The sequence below is a fragment of the Pseudomonas putida genome, assembly GCA_041071465.1.
Taxonomy (GTDB): Bacteria; Pseudomonadota; Gammaproteobacteria; order Pseudomonadales; family Pseudomonadaceae; genus Aquipseudomonas; species Aquipseudomonas putida_P.
Genome location: CP163498.1, coordinates 1,595,668 through 1,610,242, shown reverse-complemented (window position 1 = coordinate 1,610,242; position 14,575 = coordinate 1,595,668). Strand labels below are relative to the sequence as shown.

Annotated in this window: 12 protein-coding genes and 1 pseudogene; 7 read left to right on the top strand and 6 right to left on the bottom strand. The window is 63.2% G+C overall.

Annotation, left to right across the window (positions count from 1 at the left end):
• Both parC and AB5975_07500 read left to right on the top strand, forming a co-directional pair.
• On the top strand, positions 1-2,259 hold the full coding sequence (gene parC, locus AB5975_07505) for a DNA topoisomerase IV subunit A (protein ID XDR21685.1): 2,259 nt from the start codon (positions 1-3) through the stop codon (positions 2,257-2,259).
• 172 nt (positions 2,260-2,431) lie between these two features.
• Positions 2,432-3,142, top strand: coding sequence for a membrane integrity-associated transporter subunit PqiC (locus tag AB5975_07500; protein ID XDR21684.1), 711 nt, complete (start codon positions 2,432-2,434; stop codon positions 3,140-3,142).
• Positions 3,143-3,220: 78 nt separating this feature from the next.
• On the opposite strand, the pseudogene AB5975_07495 reads toward AB5975_07500, so the two are convergent.
• A pseudogene (locus AB5975_07495) lies at positions 3,221-4,680 on the bottom strand (AhpA/YtjB family protein).
• Positions 4,681-4,814: 134 nt separating this feature from the next.
• Between AB5975_07495 and serB the strand changes: the two are divergent.
• On the top strand, positions 4,815-6,029 hold the full coding sequence (serB, locus tag AB5975_07490; GenBank protein ID XDR21683.1) for a phosphoserine phosphatase SerB: 1,215 nt from the start codon (positions 4,815-4,817) through the stop codon (positions 6,027-6,029).
• Between the two features lie 108 nt (positions 6,030-6,137).
• Here the strand turns inward: serB and asd are convergent, their stop codons facing one another.
• The 3 genes from asd to AB5975_07475 are packed head-to-tail and all read right to left on the bottom strand — an operon-like array spanning position 6,138 to position 9,400.
• Positions 6,138-7,001 carry an archaetidylserine decarboxylase gene (gene asd / locus AB5975_07485; protein XDR21682.1) on the bottom strand — a complete coding sequence of 288 codons (864 nt, stop codon included), beginning with the start codon at positions 6,999-7,001 and terminating at the stop codon, positions 6,138-6,140.
• A 9-nt stretch (positions 7,002-7,010) separates the two neighbouring features.
• On the bottom strand, positions 7,011-7,820 hold the full coding sequence (locus AB5975_07480) for a rhodanese-like domain-containing protein (GenBank protein XDR21681.1): 810 nt from the start codon (positions 7,818-7,820) through the stop codon (positions 7,011-7,013).
• Positions 7,821-7,864: 44 nt separating this feature from the next.
• Positions 7,865-9,400: an HDOD domain-containing protein gene (locus AB5975_07475; protein XDR21680.1), complete on the bottom strand. Its 1,536-nt coding sequence runs from the start codon at positions 9,398-9,400 to the stop codon at positions 7,865-7,867.
• A gap of 131 nt (positions 9,401-9,531) precedes the next feature.
• Between AB5975_07475 and motA the strand changes: the two genes are divergently transcribed.
• Positions 9,532-10,383 carry a flagellar motor stator protein MotA gene (gene motA / locus AB5975_07470; GenBank protein ID XDR21679.1) on the top strand — a complete coding sequence of 284 codons (852 nt, stop codon included), beginning with the start codon at positions 9,532-9,534 and terminating at the stop codon, positions 10,381-10,383.
• 3 nt (positions 10,384-10,386) lie between these two features.
• Positions 10,387-11,439, top strand: coding sequence for a flagellar motor protein MotB (motB, locus tag AB5975_07465; protein ID XDR21678.1), 1,053 nt, complete (start codon positions 10,387-10,389; stop codon positions 11,437-11,439).
• An 89-nt stretch (positions 11,440-11,528) separates the two neighbouring features.
• Here the strand turns inward: motB and AB5975_07460 are convergent, their stop codons facing one another.
• Both AB5975_07460 and rsgA read right to left on the bottom strand, forming a co-directional pair.
• Positions 11,529-12,008: a molecular chaperone Tir gene (locus AB5975_07460; protein ID XDR21677.1), complete on the bottom strand. Its 480-nt coding sequence runs from the start codon at positions 12,006-12,008 to the stop codon at positions 11,529-11,531.
• Positions 12,009-12,142: 134 nt separating this feature from the next.
• Complete coding sequence (rsgA, locus tag AB5975_07455) at positions 12,143-13,174, bottom strand: small ribosomal subunit biogenesis GTPase RsgA (GenBank protein XDR21676.1); 1,032 nt, start codon at positions 13,172-13,174, stop codon at positions 12,143-12,145.
• 152 nt (positions 13,175-13,326) lie between these two features.
• Between rsgA and orn the strand changes: the two genes are divergently transcribed.
• Both orn and AB5975_07445 read left to right on the top strand, forming a co-directional pair.
• Positions 13,327-13,869 (top strand): oligoribonuclease, encoded by a 543-nt coding sequence (gene orn, locus AB5975_07450; protein ID XDR21675.1) that lies wholly within the window; start codon positions 13,327-13,329, stop codon positions 13,867-13,869.
• Positions 13,870-13,960: 91 nt separating this feature from the next.
• The gene (locus AB5975_07445; GenBank protein XDR21674.1) at positions 13,961-14,572 is read left to right on the top strand and encodes a trimeric intracellular cation channel family protein; all 612 of its coding nucleotides are present in this window, start codon (positions 13,961-13,963) and stop codon (positions 14,570-14,572) included.
• Positions 14,573-14,575 lie beyond the last annotated feature (3 nt).

Genomic DNA, 14,575 nt, shown 5'->3' with positions numbered 1-14,575 from the left:
ATGAGCGACTCACTGGAACTCAGCCTGGACGGTGTCGAACGCCGCTCGCTGGCTGACTTCACCGAACAGGCCTACCTCAACTACTCCATGTACGTGATCATGGACCGCGCCTTGCCGCACATCGGCGACGGCCTGAAGCCGGTGCAGCGACGCATCGTCTACGCCATGAGCGAGTTGGGGCTCGATGCCGATTCCAAGCACAAGAAGTCGGCGCGTACCGTCGGTGACGTGCTCGGCAAGTTCCATCCCCACGGCGACTCGGCCTGCTACGAGGCCATGGTGCTGATGGCGCAGCCGTTCAGCTACCGCTATACCCTGGTCGATGGCCAGGGCAACTGGGGTGCGCCGGACGATCCGAAGTCATTCGCCGCCATGCGTTACACCGAAGCGCGGTTGTCGCGCTACGCCGAAGTGCTGCTTAGCGAAGTCGGCCAGGGCACCGTGGACTGGGTGCCGAACTTCGACGGCACCTTGCAGGAGCCGGCCGTGTTACCGGCGCGCCTGCCCAATATCCTGCTCAATGGCACCACCGGTATCGCCGTGGGCATGGCCACCGACGTGCCGCCGCACAACCTGCGTGAAGTAGCCAGCGCGTGCGTGCGCCTGCTCGACGAGCCCAAGGCCACCATCGAGCAGCTGTGCGAGCATATCCAGGGGCCGGATTACCCGACCGAGGCCGAAATCGTCACGCCACGGGCCGAAATCCTCAAAATGTACGAAAGTGGCCGTGGCTCGATCCGCATGCGCGCCGTGTACCGTGTCGAGGATGGCGACGTCGTTGTCACCGCGCTGCCGCACCAGGTCTCCGGGGCCAAGGTGCTGGAGCAGATCGCCGCACAGATGCAGGCCAAGAAGCTGCCGATGGTCGCCGACCTGCGCGACGAGTCGGACCACGAAAACCCGTGCCGTATCGTCATCATCCCTCGGTCCAATCGCGTGGATGCCGACGAGCTGATGCAGCACCTGTTTGCCACCACCGACCTGGAGAGCACCTACCGGGTCAACGTGAATATCATCGGCCTCGACGGCCGGCCGCAGTTGAAAAACCTGCGAACCATCCTGGTGGAGTGGCTGGAGTTCCGTACCAATACCGTTCGTCGCCGCTTGCAGCACCGTCTGGATAAGGTCGAGAAGCGCTTGCACCTGTTGGACGGTTTGCTCACCGCGTTCCTCAACCTGGATGAAGTGATCCACATCATCCGTACCGAGGAGCACCCCAAGCAGGCGTTGATCGCCCGCTTCGAACTCACCGAAATCCAGGCCGACTACATCCTCGAGACCCGCCTGCGGCAGTTGGCGCGCCTGGAAGAAATGAAGATCCGCGGCGAACAGGACGAGTTGCTGAAGGAGCAAGCCAAGCTGCAGGCCCTGCTGGGCAGCGAGGCCAAACTGCGCAAGTTGGTGCGCAGCGAGCTGATCAAGGATGCCGAAACCTATGGCGACGATCGCCGTTCGCCAATTGTCGAGCGCGCCGAAGCCAAGGCCCTGTCGGAAAACGAGCTGATGCCGACCGAGCCGGTCACCGTGGTGCTCTCCGAGAAGGGCTGGGTGCGCTGCGCCAAGGGCCATGACATCGACGCCACCGGCCTTTCCTACAAGGCTGGCGACGGCTTCAAGGCCGCTGCGGCCGGGCGCTCCAACCAGTTTGCCGTGCTGATCGATTCCACCGGGCGCAGCTACTCGCTGCCCGCCCACAGCCTGCCATCGGCGCGTGGCCAGGGCGAGCCGCTGACAGGCCGCCTGACACCGCCACCGGGGGCCACTTTCGAATGCGTATTGCTGCCTGATGACGATGCGCTGTACGTGGTGGCTTCGGATGCCGGCTACGGCTTCGTGGTCAAAGGTGAAGACCTGCAGGCCAAGAACAAGGCCGGCAAAGGTTTGCTCAGCCTGCCCAACGGCGCCAAGGTCATGACCCCACGCCCGGTGGCGGACCGCGAGCAGGACTGGCTGGCGGCGGTGACCACCGAAGGTCGCCTGTTGGTGTTCAAGGTCAGCGACCTGCCACAGCTGGGTAAAGGCAAGGGCAACAAGATCATTGGCGTGCCCGGCGATCGGGTGGCCAGCCGTGAAGAATTTGTCACCGATCTGGCCGTGATTCCCGAAGGTGCAACCCTTGTATTGCAGGCCGGCAAGCGTACCCTGTCTTTGAAAGGGGACGATCTGGAGCATTACAAGGGCGAGCGTGGGCGGCGCGGCAGCAAGCTGCCACGCGGGTTCCAGCGCGTCGATGGGTTGCAGGTGGAAGTGCCGGCGTAACGACCAGAAATGTCTGGAACGGCAATTTCAGCGCCGTTCCGGGCAGAAATGCTGGAGTCGGACGGTTATTTCGCGGATGATATGGCCCTTGCGGTGCCGACGTAGTCGTGTGCCCGTTTGAATCTACATGTATCACTGCGGTGTGCCTTGTGGCGGCCGCCTGGATGGGATGATGAAATTTCTGCGCCTTCCATTTGCGCTGTTGATGACTGGCCTGCTGGGCCTTGGCGGGTGCACCATGCATCAGCCGGTTGCCCTGTACCAGCTCGACAGTGGTGATCCTGGCCAGCCTTCGCAGAGTGCGGGCATGGCCGTGGTGCTCGGCCCGGTATCGGTGGCCGATTACCTGCAGCGTGAAACCTTTCTGCAGCGTCAAGCCGATGGCAGCCTGAGTGCGGCGACCGACGGCCGTTGGGCTGGCAGCCTTTCGTCGGATATCGACCAACTGCTGGTGCGCCAACTGGCCTGGCGTCTGGACAGCCAACGCGTTGTGCTGGCACCGGCGACCACGGGCTTCAGCCCGGACGTGCAGGTGTTGTTGTCGATCACTCGCCTGGACTCGGGCAAGGATCAGCCGGCCATACTGGATGCCCAGTGGCGTCTGCTCGACCGCCGTGGCCATGTGCGTGACAACCGTATCGTTCACCTCGAACAGCCGCACGAGGGCAGTGAATCGTCGCAGGTTCAGGCTCAGGGCCAACTGCTGCAGAAGCTGGCCGAACAGCTGAGCACAGCGCTGAAGCCGCTGGCCAACCAGCCGGCGATTGCCGAAGAGTCGCCTAAAAAGCCCGCTGCGCCGGTACAGGTGAAGAAGGCACCGGAGAAATCCAAGATCCCGATGGCCTCCCCGATTCGTACCGATATGGAAGTTTATCGGTTCTGATCGAACTGCCAGGTACGAAAAAGCCCGCGATCATGCGGGCTTTTTTTTGCCTCTACAGAGAGGCCGCTTCCATAGCTGTCAGGCCCTGCGCTCGTGCATCCGCGCCAGCTGCCGTTCCAGCATCGACGGGTAGGGCTCCATCAGGCGCTCTACGCAGCAGGCGCCTTCTGGGCTGGCAATCGGACGAATGCGGGCGCGCTGACGAATCAGCGCGTCATCGCTGATCTGCCGCTCCACCAACAACAGGTTGCGGCTGTGCTGCGACAGTGCCAAAGCATCCTGAACCTTCTCGGCCATCAGCAGATCAACCAGTTCCAGCCCATGCAGGTCGTTGCCCAGCACCAGGCCCAGTTGCAGCTGCAAGGTGATGCCGCTGTCGGCCACTTCGATCTGCAGAGCATGGCCCAGGGCGCGCAACAGCTCGCCGCAACAAATGGCGTTGGTCAGATAGTCTTCGCCACACTCGCGGCTGTGGAACAGCACCAGGGTGCTGCCATCGTCGAGCGTGTGGGTTTCGCCGTCGTAGAGTGAGGCCGCGTGCTCCAGGCAGTCGCGGTAGCGCTCGGTCAGCTCGGTCAGGCGTGTGCGTGGCAGGCGGCGCAGTTGCTCCTGCGAGCCCAGCTGCACGGCCAGTACGGCGCTGTACTGCGGCTCATCGGACTCGACCAGCGCGGCGGCTTTGGGCGCAGGGTCGTCGTCCAGCAGGCCGGCGAAGGCTTCGTCGTCATGCTCGTCTTCCACGGCGACAACCTTGGCGCGCGGCGCGGCCTTGGCGGGGGGGCAGCTTCGTGCAGGTCGTCAAACGACTCGTCGTCGTCTTCCTCGAGCTCTGGTTCTGGCGGCGGCGGTGGAGCCAGGCGTGCATGCAGCTGGCGGGCGATGTCGCCAATCTCGTCCTGGCGGTCGGTGGCCGGGGTATAGGGCTGTGGGTCGCGCAGCCATACCCGCAGTTGCAGCAGCGGCAGGGTGATGTAGCGGCCTTGACGCAAGCTCAGGGCCAAGGCCAGGGCCAGCAGAATCGCGGCCAGAATGCCCATGCTCTGCAGGCTGATCAACATCGGCTGCTGGAACTGGCTCATGTCCAGGCTGATGCGCAACTGCCCGGCTGTCACGTCCTGGAAGGTGATCTTGGTCTGGTACAGGCCTTCGGCTTCGCCCAACAGGCTGTTGCGCGGGCGCTGGCCAGCTTCGGCGAGGATACGGTTGTCCACGCTGTAGATCGCCGCATGGGCCACCAGCGGGTTTTTCACCAGGTTGCCGAGCAGCACATTGAGGCTGAGGATGTCGTTCGACACCAGCAGCTCGGTTGCCGACGTGGCAGTCTGGGTGGTCAGGCTCTGCCCCAGGGCATCGGCCTGCTCATGCATGGCCTGCTTGAACTGCAGGCCCATCACGCAGGCGTAGATCACCAGCGCCAGCGCCACCAGGAAGATGTTGGTGCAGGCGATGCGCAGTGCCAGCGGCACGCGACGTTGACTCAGGGCACGATAGATCATCAGGAAGAAGTTATCTGGTTTGACTGGCGTGGGCCGGTTCACTGAGCTCGGCTCTTAATGGCATGAAAGTGGGGGGAGTATAGCGAGCCGGGTTTTGTCGGCAAAGTATCGTTGGCGCCCGATGGTCATGGAAAATCGGTAGAATGCGCATTTTTCATCGAAGTCGGAGCCAGGTTGTGCGCGAAATCGTCCTGATCAACATCACCGGTGAGGACCGTCCCGGTCTCACTGCGGCTATCACCGGCGTCCTGCTGCAGGGCGGTGTGAGTATCCTCGACATCGGCCTGGCGGTCATGCACGGCACCTTGTCGTTTGGCATCCTGGTCGATATCCCGGACAACGAAGTGGCGACTGCCCTGCTGCAAAGCGTGCAGGCCAAGGCCCACGAGCTGAACCTGCAGGCCCGCTACACCCCGATTTCCGAGGCGGATTACCAGCACTGGGCCGATGGCCATGGCGAAGCGCGCCACATCGTTACGCTGCTCAGCCGCAAGATCACCCCCGAGCAGTTGCAGCGGGTGAGTGCGGTGATCAGCCAGTACGGCCTGACCATCGAGCGCATCGAGCGCCTGTCGGCCCGTGTGGCGCTGGATGCCGAAACCGACAAGGGCAAGGCAGCCGTCGAGATTTCCGTGCGCGGCGTACCGAGCGATGCCCAGGCCCTGCGTGCCGATTTCTTTGCCTTGGCTGAAGCGCTGAGCATCGACATCGCCTTCCAGAAAGACGACCTGTTCCGCCGCAACCGCCGCCTGGCCGTGTTCGACATGGATTCCACGCTGATTGAGGCTGAAGTCATCGACGAGCTGGCCAAGGCGGCCGGTGTGGGCGAGCAGGTCGCGGCGATCACCGAGCGTGCCATGCGCGGGGAGCTGGATTTCCGCGCCAGTTTCAAGGAGCGCATGGCGCTGCTCAAGGGCCTGGATGTGGGGGTGCTGGACGAAATCGGTGCCTCGCTGCGCCTGACCGAGGGTGCCGAAAACCTGTTCGCCGAGCTCAAGCGCCTGGGTTACAAGACTGCGATCCTGTCCGGTGGCTTTACCTACTTCGCCCGCCAGGTGCAGGCGCGCCTGGGTATCGACTATGTGTTCGCCAACGAGCTGGAAGTGGTCGATGGCAAGGTGACCGGGGTGGCGGTAGAGCCGATCGTCGACGCCCAGCGCAAAGCCGAGCTGTTGCAAAAGCTGGCCAACGAAGAAGGCTTGCAGCTGGAGCAGACCATTGCCGTGGGGGATGGTGCCAACGACCTGCCGATGCTGTCGCTGGCTGGGCTGGGTGTCGCGTTCCGTGCCAAGCCGCTGGTGCGCCAATCGGCCAAGCAGGCTATTTCTACCCTGGGGCTGGATGGCGTGCTGTACCTGCTGGGCCTACGCGACCGCGACGCGCGCGGCTAGTTTGTCGTTGTATCTTCAGTGCCTGTGAGATCGAGCGCCGCGCGGGTGGCGCTCGATCTCACAGGCGCTAAATAAACCGCGCCAGCCACTTCAAAGCAAAAACCGCAGTCAAGCCTGTGCAGGCTCTGCCAGCAGTTGCCCCATGCGCACTGCAGAACCAGCACCCAGGCTTTCAGCCCACTTCACCTGCTCCGGCCCGAACAGCACGATGGCGGTCGAGCCCAGCTTGAAGCGGCCCAGCTCGGCGCCCTTTTCCAGATGGATCGGCGCGCGGCTGGCTTCGTCGTAACGGAAGGTTTTCAGCTCACGCTTTGGCGGCGTGACCAGCCCGGCCCATACGGTTTCGATCGAGGCAACGATCATCGCGCCAACCAGCACCACAGCCATTGGCCCACGTTCGGTATCGAACAGGCAGACCACACGCTCGTTGCGAGCGAACAGCTCGGGAACGTTCTCTGCGGTGGTCTGGTTGACCGAGAACAGGCGGCCCGGCACATAGACCATTTCACGCAGGGTGCCGGCCAGCGGCATGTGCACGCGGTGGTAGTCCTTGGGCGACAGGTAAATGGTGGCGAACTCGCCGCCCATGAACGGCGCGGCCATGGCCGGGTCACCGCCCAGCAGCTCTTGCGCGCTGAAACCGTGGCCTTTGGCCTGGAAGATGCGGCCGTGCTCGATCGGGCCGAGCTGGCTGACAGCACCGTCGGCCGGGCACAGGATGGCGCCCGGGGTTTCGTCCAGCGGGCGGGCGCCTGGCTTCAGGGCGCGGGTGAAGAACGCGTTGAAATGCTCGTACGCGCTCAGGTCTTCGACCAGCGCTTCGCTCATGTTGACCTGATAGCGCTTGGCGAACCAGGCAGTGAAGGCATTTTTGAACCAGCGTGCGCGGCACTCGGCGACGCAGCCGGCCAGTCGCGACAGCAGGTGGTGCGGCAGCAGGTACTGGCTGATGATGAACAAACGGGATTTCATGCAGGTTCCTTAAACTTCTACAGGCGTGTCCGGGTGGTTGCCCCATTCGCTCCACGAGCCGGCGTAAGCCTTGACGCGTGGGTAGCCGAGGGCCTTGGCCACCAGATAAGTGAAGCCGGAGCGGCGGTGGGTCTGGCAATGGGTGATCACTTCCTTGTCCGGTGTGATGCCCAGCTCCAGCAGGACGTCGGCGATGTCCTGGCGAATGCGCAGGTGGTCGTTGAGGTCCATGCCGGCGGTCCACTCGAAGTTGATCGCACCGGGGATGTGGCCGCCCTTGGCTGCCAGCACTTTCTCGCCACTGAATTCCTGCGGGCCGCGCGCGTCCCAGATGACCAGGTCATCGGCGCCCAGGCGGCTTTGCAGGTACTCGCGCGTGGCCGTGGGGGCGCTGTCGATACGCAGGCGTACCCGGGCGTTGCCGCTGGCGGGCACTTCAGTGGACAGCGTATCTGCCGGCCAGGCCTGGATACCGCCATTGAGGTAGTGGTAGCCCTTGTGCCCGATCACATCGAGCAGCCAGATGAAACGCCCCGCCCAGCCGCCGCCTTCATCGTCGTACACCACATACACGGCGTCGTCGCGATGGCCGAGTTCGCTGAACAGTTTTTCCAGTTCGCCCAGGGCCGGCAGCAGGCCGGGCGCGGGTGGCTGGCCAAGCTGGGTGCGCTTGCCTTCGACAAAGCGTGCGCCGGGGATATGCCCGCTGACATAGCGGTTGGCGCTGCTCAGGTCGACCAGGATCAGCTGCGGCGAATCCAGGCGTGGCAGCAGGTCTGCAGCTTCGATCACCAGGGGCAGGCCGGAAAAGTCAGTCATCCACGGTCTCCAGTGTGGAAAGAGGGGCGATTGTAGCGCAAGGCTCAGCCCTTGCGGTTGGCAAACACCGACAGGGCGCGCTCGATGCATTGCGCGGTCTTGCCGACAGCTTGCACGCTGATATCGGCCAAGGGCCGACAGCCCTGGTCGGCCACCAGCAGCATCAGCACCTGGTCGTTCACCGCCAATGAGCGCAGCAGTACATGCTCGCTGCGGAACAAGGCACGCAGCGGGGCGGGCAGCAGGGCCGAAAACTGGCTGTGGTTTTCCGGGGTTATGCGCAGTTGCCCAGCCTGGCTCATCAGCTTTTGCAGCAGCTTGTTCTGCGACACCTGCAGGGCCAAAGCCCCGGCTTCCTTGGGCAGGCCGGCAATCTGCTGTACGCGCAGGTAGTCACTGGCCTTGTCCAGGCTCAACAGCATGATGCGTTGCATGCCGCAGGCCAGCAGGGCCTCGCGGGCCTGGGTGGCCAGGTGCACGGTGTTGGTGAACGGGCTGGGTTGGGCCAGCAGGTCCTGGCACAGTGTGCGCCAGCGTGCCAGGTCGTCGCTGCTGGGCGGTGGCGGGGCCAGCATGTCCGGGTGCGGGCGGCGTTGGTGCCACGGCCAGATCAACGCTTCTGCCGGATGGAACAAGGCATGTCGGGCGTGGCGGCGGGCGCTGGCAGCGGCCTGCTGGTGCACCTGATGCTGCACGTCTTCCAGCGAGGTCTGCAGGTACAACGCAGTCAGCAGTTGCCAGCGCAGCAAGTGTGGGTTGTCCCAGCCGACCTGTGCTGCCAGTGCCAGGTTGTTGGCCAGCAACACGGTATTGGCCGGCTGGTTGAACCAGCGCCGCAGGCCGGGCTCGGCGTCCAGGCGGTGCTGCTGGCTGAGCAGGTCTTCGTCGCGGGCGATGTTCAGCACCTGGGCCAGTTGATCGCGTTCTTCCAGCAGCAGGCGGTAACCCTGGGTGACCCATTGTGGCAGGCGCCAGTACTCGGCCATGGTCTGGCACAGCGCCATGATGCGCACGCCAAACAGTTCTTCCTCCACCCCTGCTGCGTCCTCCCCCTTGTGGATTACCCGCAACTCCCAGATATCGAGCAACTTGGGGTAGGCCAGCGCCAGCGGCCACAGTGGCGAAAGGAACAGCAGGCTGCCCCAGTGAATTTCCTGCCAGAGCCGTGCCAGGCGGCTGGCGAACAGACCACTGGCCTGCTGTGCGGCGTGCTGGCTGATCATCTGGAACTGGCACAGTACCGGCGGGATTTCTTCCACAGGCAACGCTGGCAGGCGTCTGAGCAGCTGTTCGCTGCGCTCCAGGCCCAGGCGGTTGAGTGCGACTTCCAGGCTTTCGGCGGGCTCGGCCAGGCTGGCATTGGTGGGGTGATTGGCTTCGCGCATCACCGACAGCACCAGTGCCGGGCTGTCCTGCATCAGTTCGGCGATATCGCGCAGCGAGCGGCGGCTATCGTTTATGGCGGCCATGACCCGGTCGTAGCTGTGCTTCGGCACGGGGATGCGAACACTCTCGAGCAGCTTTACCCAGGCCTCTAACGTACGCGGGGCCTGAGCGGGCACCTTGGTTTCAATTGGCATTTTGACATCAGTCCGAACTGGCTTTTCGCATTGAGTGGCTATAGTCTGGCGCAGTTCTGCCGATAAGTAGAAGAAGAGTTTTAAAGCTTCCCGTCTCTTCCCCTGACCACGACAGCAAGTGCTTTGAACCTATGGCTAAAATTATCGGCATCATCGTCGTATTCGCGAGCGTGCTCGGCGGCTACGTGCTCTCCCACGGCAAAATCGCAGCGCTGATCCAGCCGTTCGAAGTACTGATCATTGGCGGTGCGGCCTTTGGTGCGTTCCTGCAGGCCAACCCTGGCCACATGACCATGCACGTCATCAAGAAGTCGATGAAAATGTTCGGCTCGCGCTTCAGCCATGCCTTCTATCTGGAGGTGTTGGGCCTGGTGTACGAGATCCTCAACAAGAGCCGTCGCGAAGGCATGATGGCCATCGAGGCCGACATCGAGGACGCCGCCGCCAGCCCGATTTTCGCCAAGTACCCGACGGTACTGGCCGATGAACGCATGACTGCGTTCGTCTGCGACTACCTGCGCATCATGTCTACCGGCAACATGGCCCCGCACGAGCTCGAGGGCCTGTTCGACATGGAACTGCTGAGCATGAAAGAAGAGCTGGAGCACCCGTCGCACGCGGTGACCGGCATCGCCGACGGCATGCCGGGCTTCGGCATCGTCGCGGCGGTACTGGGTATCGTGGTGACCATGGCCTCGCTGGGCGAAGGTGACCAGGCGGCCATCGGCATGCACGTGGGTGCGGCGCTGGTCGGTACCTTCTTCGGTATTCTGGCGGCGTACGGCTTCTTCGGCCCGCTGGCCAAGTGCCTGGAGCACGACGCCAAGGAAGAGCTGAACTTGTACGAATCGATCAAGGCTTCGCTGGTGGCCTCTGCCTCGGGCATGCCGCCTTCGTTGGCGGTCGAGTTCGGGCGCAAGGTGCTGTACCCCAAGCACCGCCCAAGCTTCGCCGAACTGGAACAAGCGGTTCGCGGTCGCTGAGTCATGGAAAACAACCAGCCCATTATCGTCAAGCGCGTCAAGCGCTTTGGCGGCGGCCACCACGGCGGCGCCTGGAAAATCGCCTTCGCCGACTTCGCCACGGCGATGATGGCGTTCTTCCTGGTGCTGTGGCTGATGTCCACGGCCACGCCAGAACAGAAGATCGCTATTGCCGGCTACTTCAAAGACCCGATCGGCTTTTCGGAAAGCGGCACGCCCTACGTCATCGACCTGGGCGGCTCGCCTGAGCTGGCACCGGAAAAGACCATCAACCCGGAAGTGAAGGCCGAACCGACGCAAGAGTCCACCACCCAACTGAGCAAGGACCAGGTCGAGACCATGGCCGAGCAGGTGGAGCGTGAGCGCCTGGAACTGCTGCTGCAAGAACTGCAGAACAAGGTGGAAGAGAACCCGCAGTTGCAGAAGTTCAAGGACCAGATTCTGTTCGAGATCACCCAGGACGGCCTGCGTATCCAGATCATGGACGCCGAGAACCGGCCAATGTTCGACATTGGCAGTGCGCGCCTGCAGCCGTACTTCGAAGACATCCTGCTGGCCATGGCCGACACCATCAAGGCGGTGCCGAACAAGATCAGCATCAGCGGCCACACCGATGCCAAGCCGTATGCCGGCACTGGCGAGTTCGGTAACTGGGAGCTGTCGGCCAACCGCGCCAACGCCGCACGTCGTGCGCTGGTGGCCGGTGGTTACCCGGACGGCCAGGTGGCGCGGGTGGTGGGCTACGCCTCGTCGTCGCTGTTCGACCGCAAGGACCCGTTCAACCCGGTCAACCGCCGCATCGACATCATCGTGCTGACCAAGAAGGCCCAGCGCAACATCGAGGGTGAGCAGGGAGCGCCGGAGGCACCGGCCGCCCCGCCTGCCGCACCGCCAGCCAATGACGCTGCGCCAGGGGCTTCGGCACCGGCCGCGCCAGCTGCATCGGGGACGGGTGGCGAGGCCGAACAGGCACCGATGCAGCCGCGCGAACTGCGCCAGAAACTGAACATCTTCGAGGATGGTACGTTGAAGATGGATGACGCCAAGGACCAGTAAGCCCGGCATTTCGCGGGCACAACTGTCTTGCTCAACATCCAGGGGGTTCGCGATCACCGGCGTAGCCGGTGTTTGCGGCTGCATCTCCGTCAGAACCCCCGCCTGATCTTGGCCTTGAGATCAGCATGAAAGAAGGCTGCATTATCCCTGTCAGTGCAAGAGCCGCGCCCCGGCGGCAGTGTCATGGCTCGCTCGAACATGCGTTCGTCATGATAAGCCCGCACGAACAGGTCGATATGCGTACGTTCGCGCATGGCCGGCCATTTGCTCAGGCAAACCGGCAGTGCGCCTGAACCTTTGCGGAAGAAACTCACTCGCCGGCAGGTAATCGCTGCCGCCCCCAGCAGCCAGGCGGTCCACCAGGCGTCGTTGGTATCGGTCGGCAATACTCCGATCCAGTGGGTGGCATCGTTCATCTGCTGGCAGAAACTGCCATACAGGTCGTCATGGGTTTGCCCGTCGCAGTCCAACTGCACCACTTGGGTGGGGATGCCTTCGAGCAGCAGGCGCTCGTTGAGAATAAAGGCGTCGAGCCGCACTTCGTGGCGGTAGCTGATAAGAACCGGCATGGCGGTTACCCTCCCTGATAGAAGCCATGACCATCAGGGAAAGCGGACGTGTGGGCAATAGATGACGGCGAAACCAGAGCCGTCCTACACGGCTCGGTAATAAATCCTACAGATTGCTCTGGCCCGCCGCCCAGTCAGTAGCTGTCTTCTGTGAGGCTGGCGATGATCGAGCGGTAGCTGTTCATGCGCTGCGGCTTGATACGCCCCTCGTCCAGGGCCTTGAGCAACGCACAGCCCGGTTCTCGGTCATGCTTGCAGTCGCGGAAACGGCATGTACCGAACAGGTCACGGAACTCGATGAAGCCATCTTCCACGTCGTCGCGGCTGACGTGGCCAAGGCCGAACTCACGAATACCCGGCGAGTCGATCAGGTCGCCGCCGTTCGGGAAGTGGTACAGCCGCGCCGTGGTGGTGGTGTGAGTGCCTTGGCCCGACCATTCCGACAGGTCGCCGACGCGAGTGCCAGCGTCTGGCAGCAGGCTGTTGACCAGCGATGACTTGCCCACCCCCGACTGGCCGACGAACACGCTGATGTGACCGTCGAGTTGCTGTTGCAGGCGCTGCATGCCGTCACCCTGGTGTGCCGATACTTCCAGCAGCGGGTAGCCCAGTTCGCGGTAGACCTCCAGCAGTGCATGCAGGCCGGGGCCGTTCTCGTCGTTGATCAGGTCGGCTTTGTTCAGCAGCAGCAGCGGGCGCAGGCCGGCGTGCTCGGCAGCTACCAGGTAGCGGTCGATCAGGTTCGGGTGTGGCTCCGGGGCCGGGGCAAAGACAATCACGATCAGGTCGACGTTGGCCGCCACCGGTTTCAGCTGGCCGTGGTTGTTCGGCCGGCAAAGCTCGGTGCTGCGAGGCATCTGCGCCACGATCACGCCAATGCCCTGGTTGCCCGCCCGCCACACGACGCGGTCGCCGGTAACCAGCGCCGGCAGGTTGGCGCGCAGGTGGCAGCGGAATACCTGGCCTGCGCCTTCGCCGTCCTGGGCTTCTACTTCTACCTGCACGCCGAAGTGCGCGATCACCAGGCCCAGTTGCTCCGGCCCCAGGTCGCCTCCCTCCAGTTCCTGCAGCGCATGCTGCTCGCGTTTGGCTGCACGAGCGGCGCGCTCGCCCTGGATTTTTTCGATCCGCCAGTTCTGGCGGCGATTGAGCTGGCGTTTGGCCATGAAGGTACCGTGAGAAAGGCCCGGGGTGGGGCATTGAAAACGGCAGGCAGTTTAGCACGCCAGGCGCTGGACTATTCCGCTAACCTTTGAGCGGTGAATGGGCGTGCCTGGGCCACTAGGCTACTATGACGGGCTATACGAGGAGCCCCTGCATGCAAAACCCACAGAACCTGATCTGGATCGACCTGGAAATGACCGGCCTGGATCCAGACAGCGACGTCATCATCGAAATGGCAACCATCGTCACCGACAGCGAGCTGAACACCCTGGCCGAAGGGCCGGTGATCGCCATCCACCACAGTGACGACGTGCTGGCGCGTATGGATGAGTGGAACACCCGCACCCATGGCGCTTCGGGCCTGACCCAGCGCGTGCGCGAGAGCAAGGTCAGCATGGCTGAAGCCGAGGCGCAGACCATCGCCTTCCTTGAACAGTGGGTACCCAAAGGCAAGTCGCCGATCTGCGGCAACAGCATCTGCCAGGACCGCCGTTTCCTCTACCGTCACATGCGCAACCTGGAAAACTACTTCCACTATCGCAACCTGGATGTTTCCACTCTGAAGGAGCTGGCCGCGCGCTGGGCGCCGAATGTGCGTGACAGCTTCAAGAAGGGCAATACCCACCTGGCGCTGGACGATATTCGCGAGTCGATCGCCGAACTGCGTCACTACCGCGAGCACTTCATCAAGCTGTGATCCGAAACGGCGCAGATATTGTGTCTGCGCCCCCTTTTGGTGCCTTGGGCAACTGGTTAGACTGCGCGCCTTTCCTGCACGGACCCGCACCATGTTGTTGATGCTCTATCTCGTTGCCATCACCGCCGAAGCCATGACTGGCGCGCTGTCTGCCGGGCGTCGCGGCATGGACTGGTTCGGCGTGGTGCTGATTGCCTGCGTCACCGCCCTGGGGGGCGGCTCGGTGCGTGATGTGCTGCTCGGGCACTACCCGCTGACCTGGGTGAAGCACCCCGAGTACCTCGTGTTGACCAGCTTTGCGGCGCTGCTGACTATTTTCATTGCGCCGATGATGCGCCGCCTGCGCTCGCTGTTTCTGGTGCTCGATGCCCTGGGGCTGGTGGCGTTTACCCTGATTGGCTGCATGACGGCGCTGGAAATGGGGCAGGGCATGCTGGTGGCGTCCATCAGCGGGGTGATCACCGGGGTGTTTGGCGGCATCCTGCGGGATATCTTCTGCAACGACATCCCACTGGTGTTCCGTCGCGAGCTGTATGCCAGCGTGTCGTTCGCGGCGGCGTGGTTCTATCTGGGCTGCGTGTATTTCAAGGTGCCGGCGGAGCAGGCGATGCTGCTGACCTTGTTTGGCGGGTTCCTGCTGCGCCTGTTGGCGATTCGCTTCCACTGGGAAATGCCCAAGTTCCACTACAACGACCAGCAGTGAATT

What these genes read in the sequence shown, in the direction of transcription:
- motA (XDR21679.1), top strand. Translation starts at nt 9,532, where the DNA reads ATGGCTAAAATTATCGGCATCATCGTCGTATTCGCGAGCGTGCTCGGC.
- motB (XDR21678.1), top strand. Translation starts at nt 10,387, where the DNA reads ATGGAAAACAACCAGCCCATTATCGTCAAGCGCGTCAAGCGCTTTGGC.
- AB5975_07500 (XDR21684.1), top strand. Translation starts at nt 2,432, where the DNA reads ATGAAATTTCTGCGCCTTCCATTTGCGCTGTTGATGACTGGCCTGCTG.
- parC (XDR21685.1), top strand. Translation starts at nt 1, where the DNA reads ATGAGCGACTCACTGGAACTCAGCCTGGACGGTGTCGAACGCCGCTCG.
- AB5975_07460 (XDR21677.1), bottom strand. Translation starts at nt 12,008, where the DNA reads ATGCCGGTTCTTATCAGCTACCGCCACGAAGTGCGGCTCGACGCCTTT.
- asd (XDR21682.1), bottom strand. Translation starts at nt 7,001, where the DNA reads ATGAAATCCCGTTTGTTCATCATCAGCCAGTACCTGCTGCCGCACCAC.
- rsgA (XDR21676.1), bottom strand. Translation starts at nt 13,174, where the DNA reads ATGGCCAAACGCCAGCTCAATCGCCGCCAGAACTGGCGGATCGAAAAA.
- orn (XDR21675.1), top strand. Translation starts at nt 13,327, where the DNA reads ATGCAAAACCCACAGAACCTGATCTGGATCGACCTGGAAATGACCGGC.
- AB5975_07445 (XDR21674.1), top strand. Translation starts at nt 13,961, where the DNA reads ATGTTGTTGATGCTCTATCTCGTTGCCATCACCGCCGAAGCCATGACT.
- AB5975_07475 (XDR21680.1), bottom strand. Translation starts at nt 9,400, where the DNA reads ATGCCAATTGAAACCAAGGTGCCCGCTCAGGCCCCGCGTACGTTAGAG.
- AB5975_07480 (XDR21681.1), bottom strand. Translation starts at nt 7,820, where the DNA reads ATGACTGACTTTTCCGGCCTGCCCCTGGTGATCGAAGCTGCAGACCTG.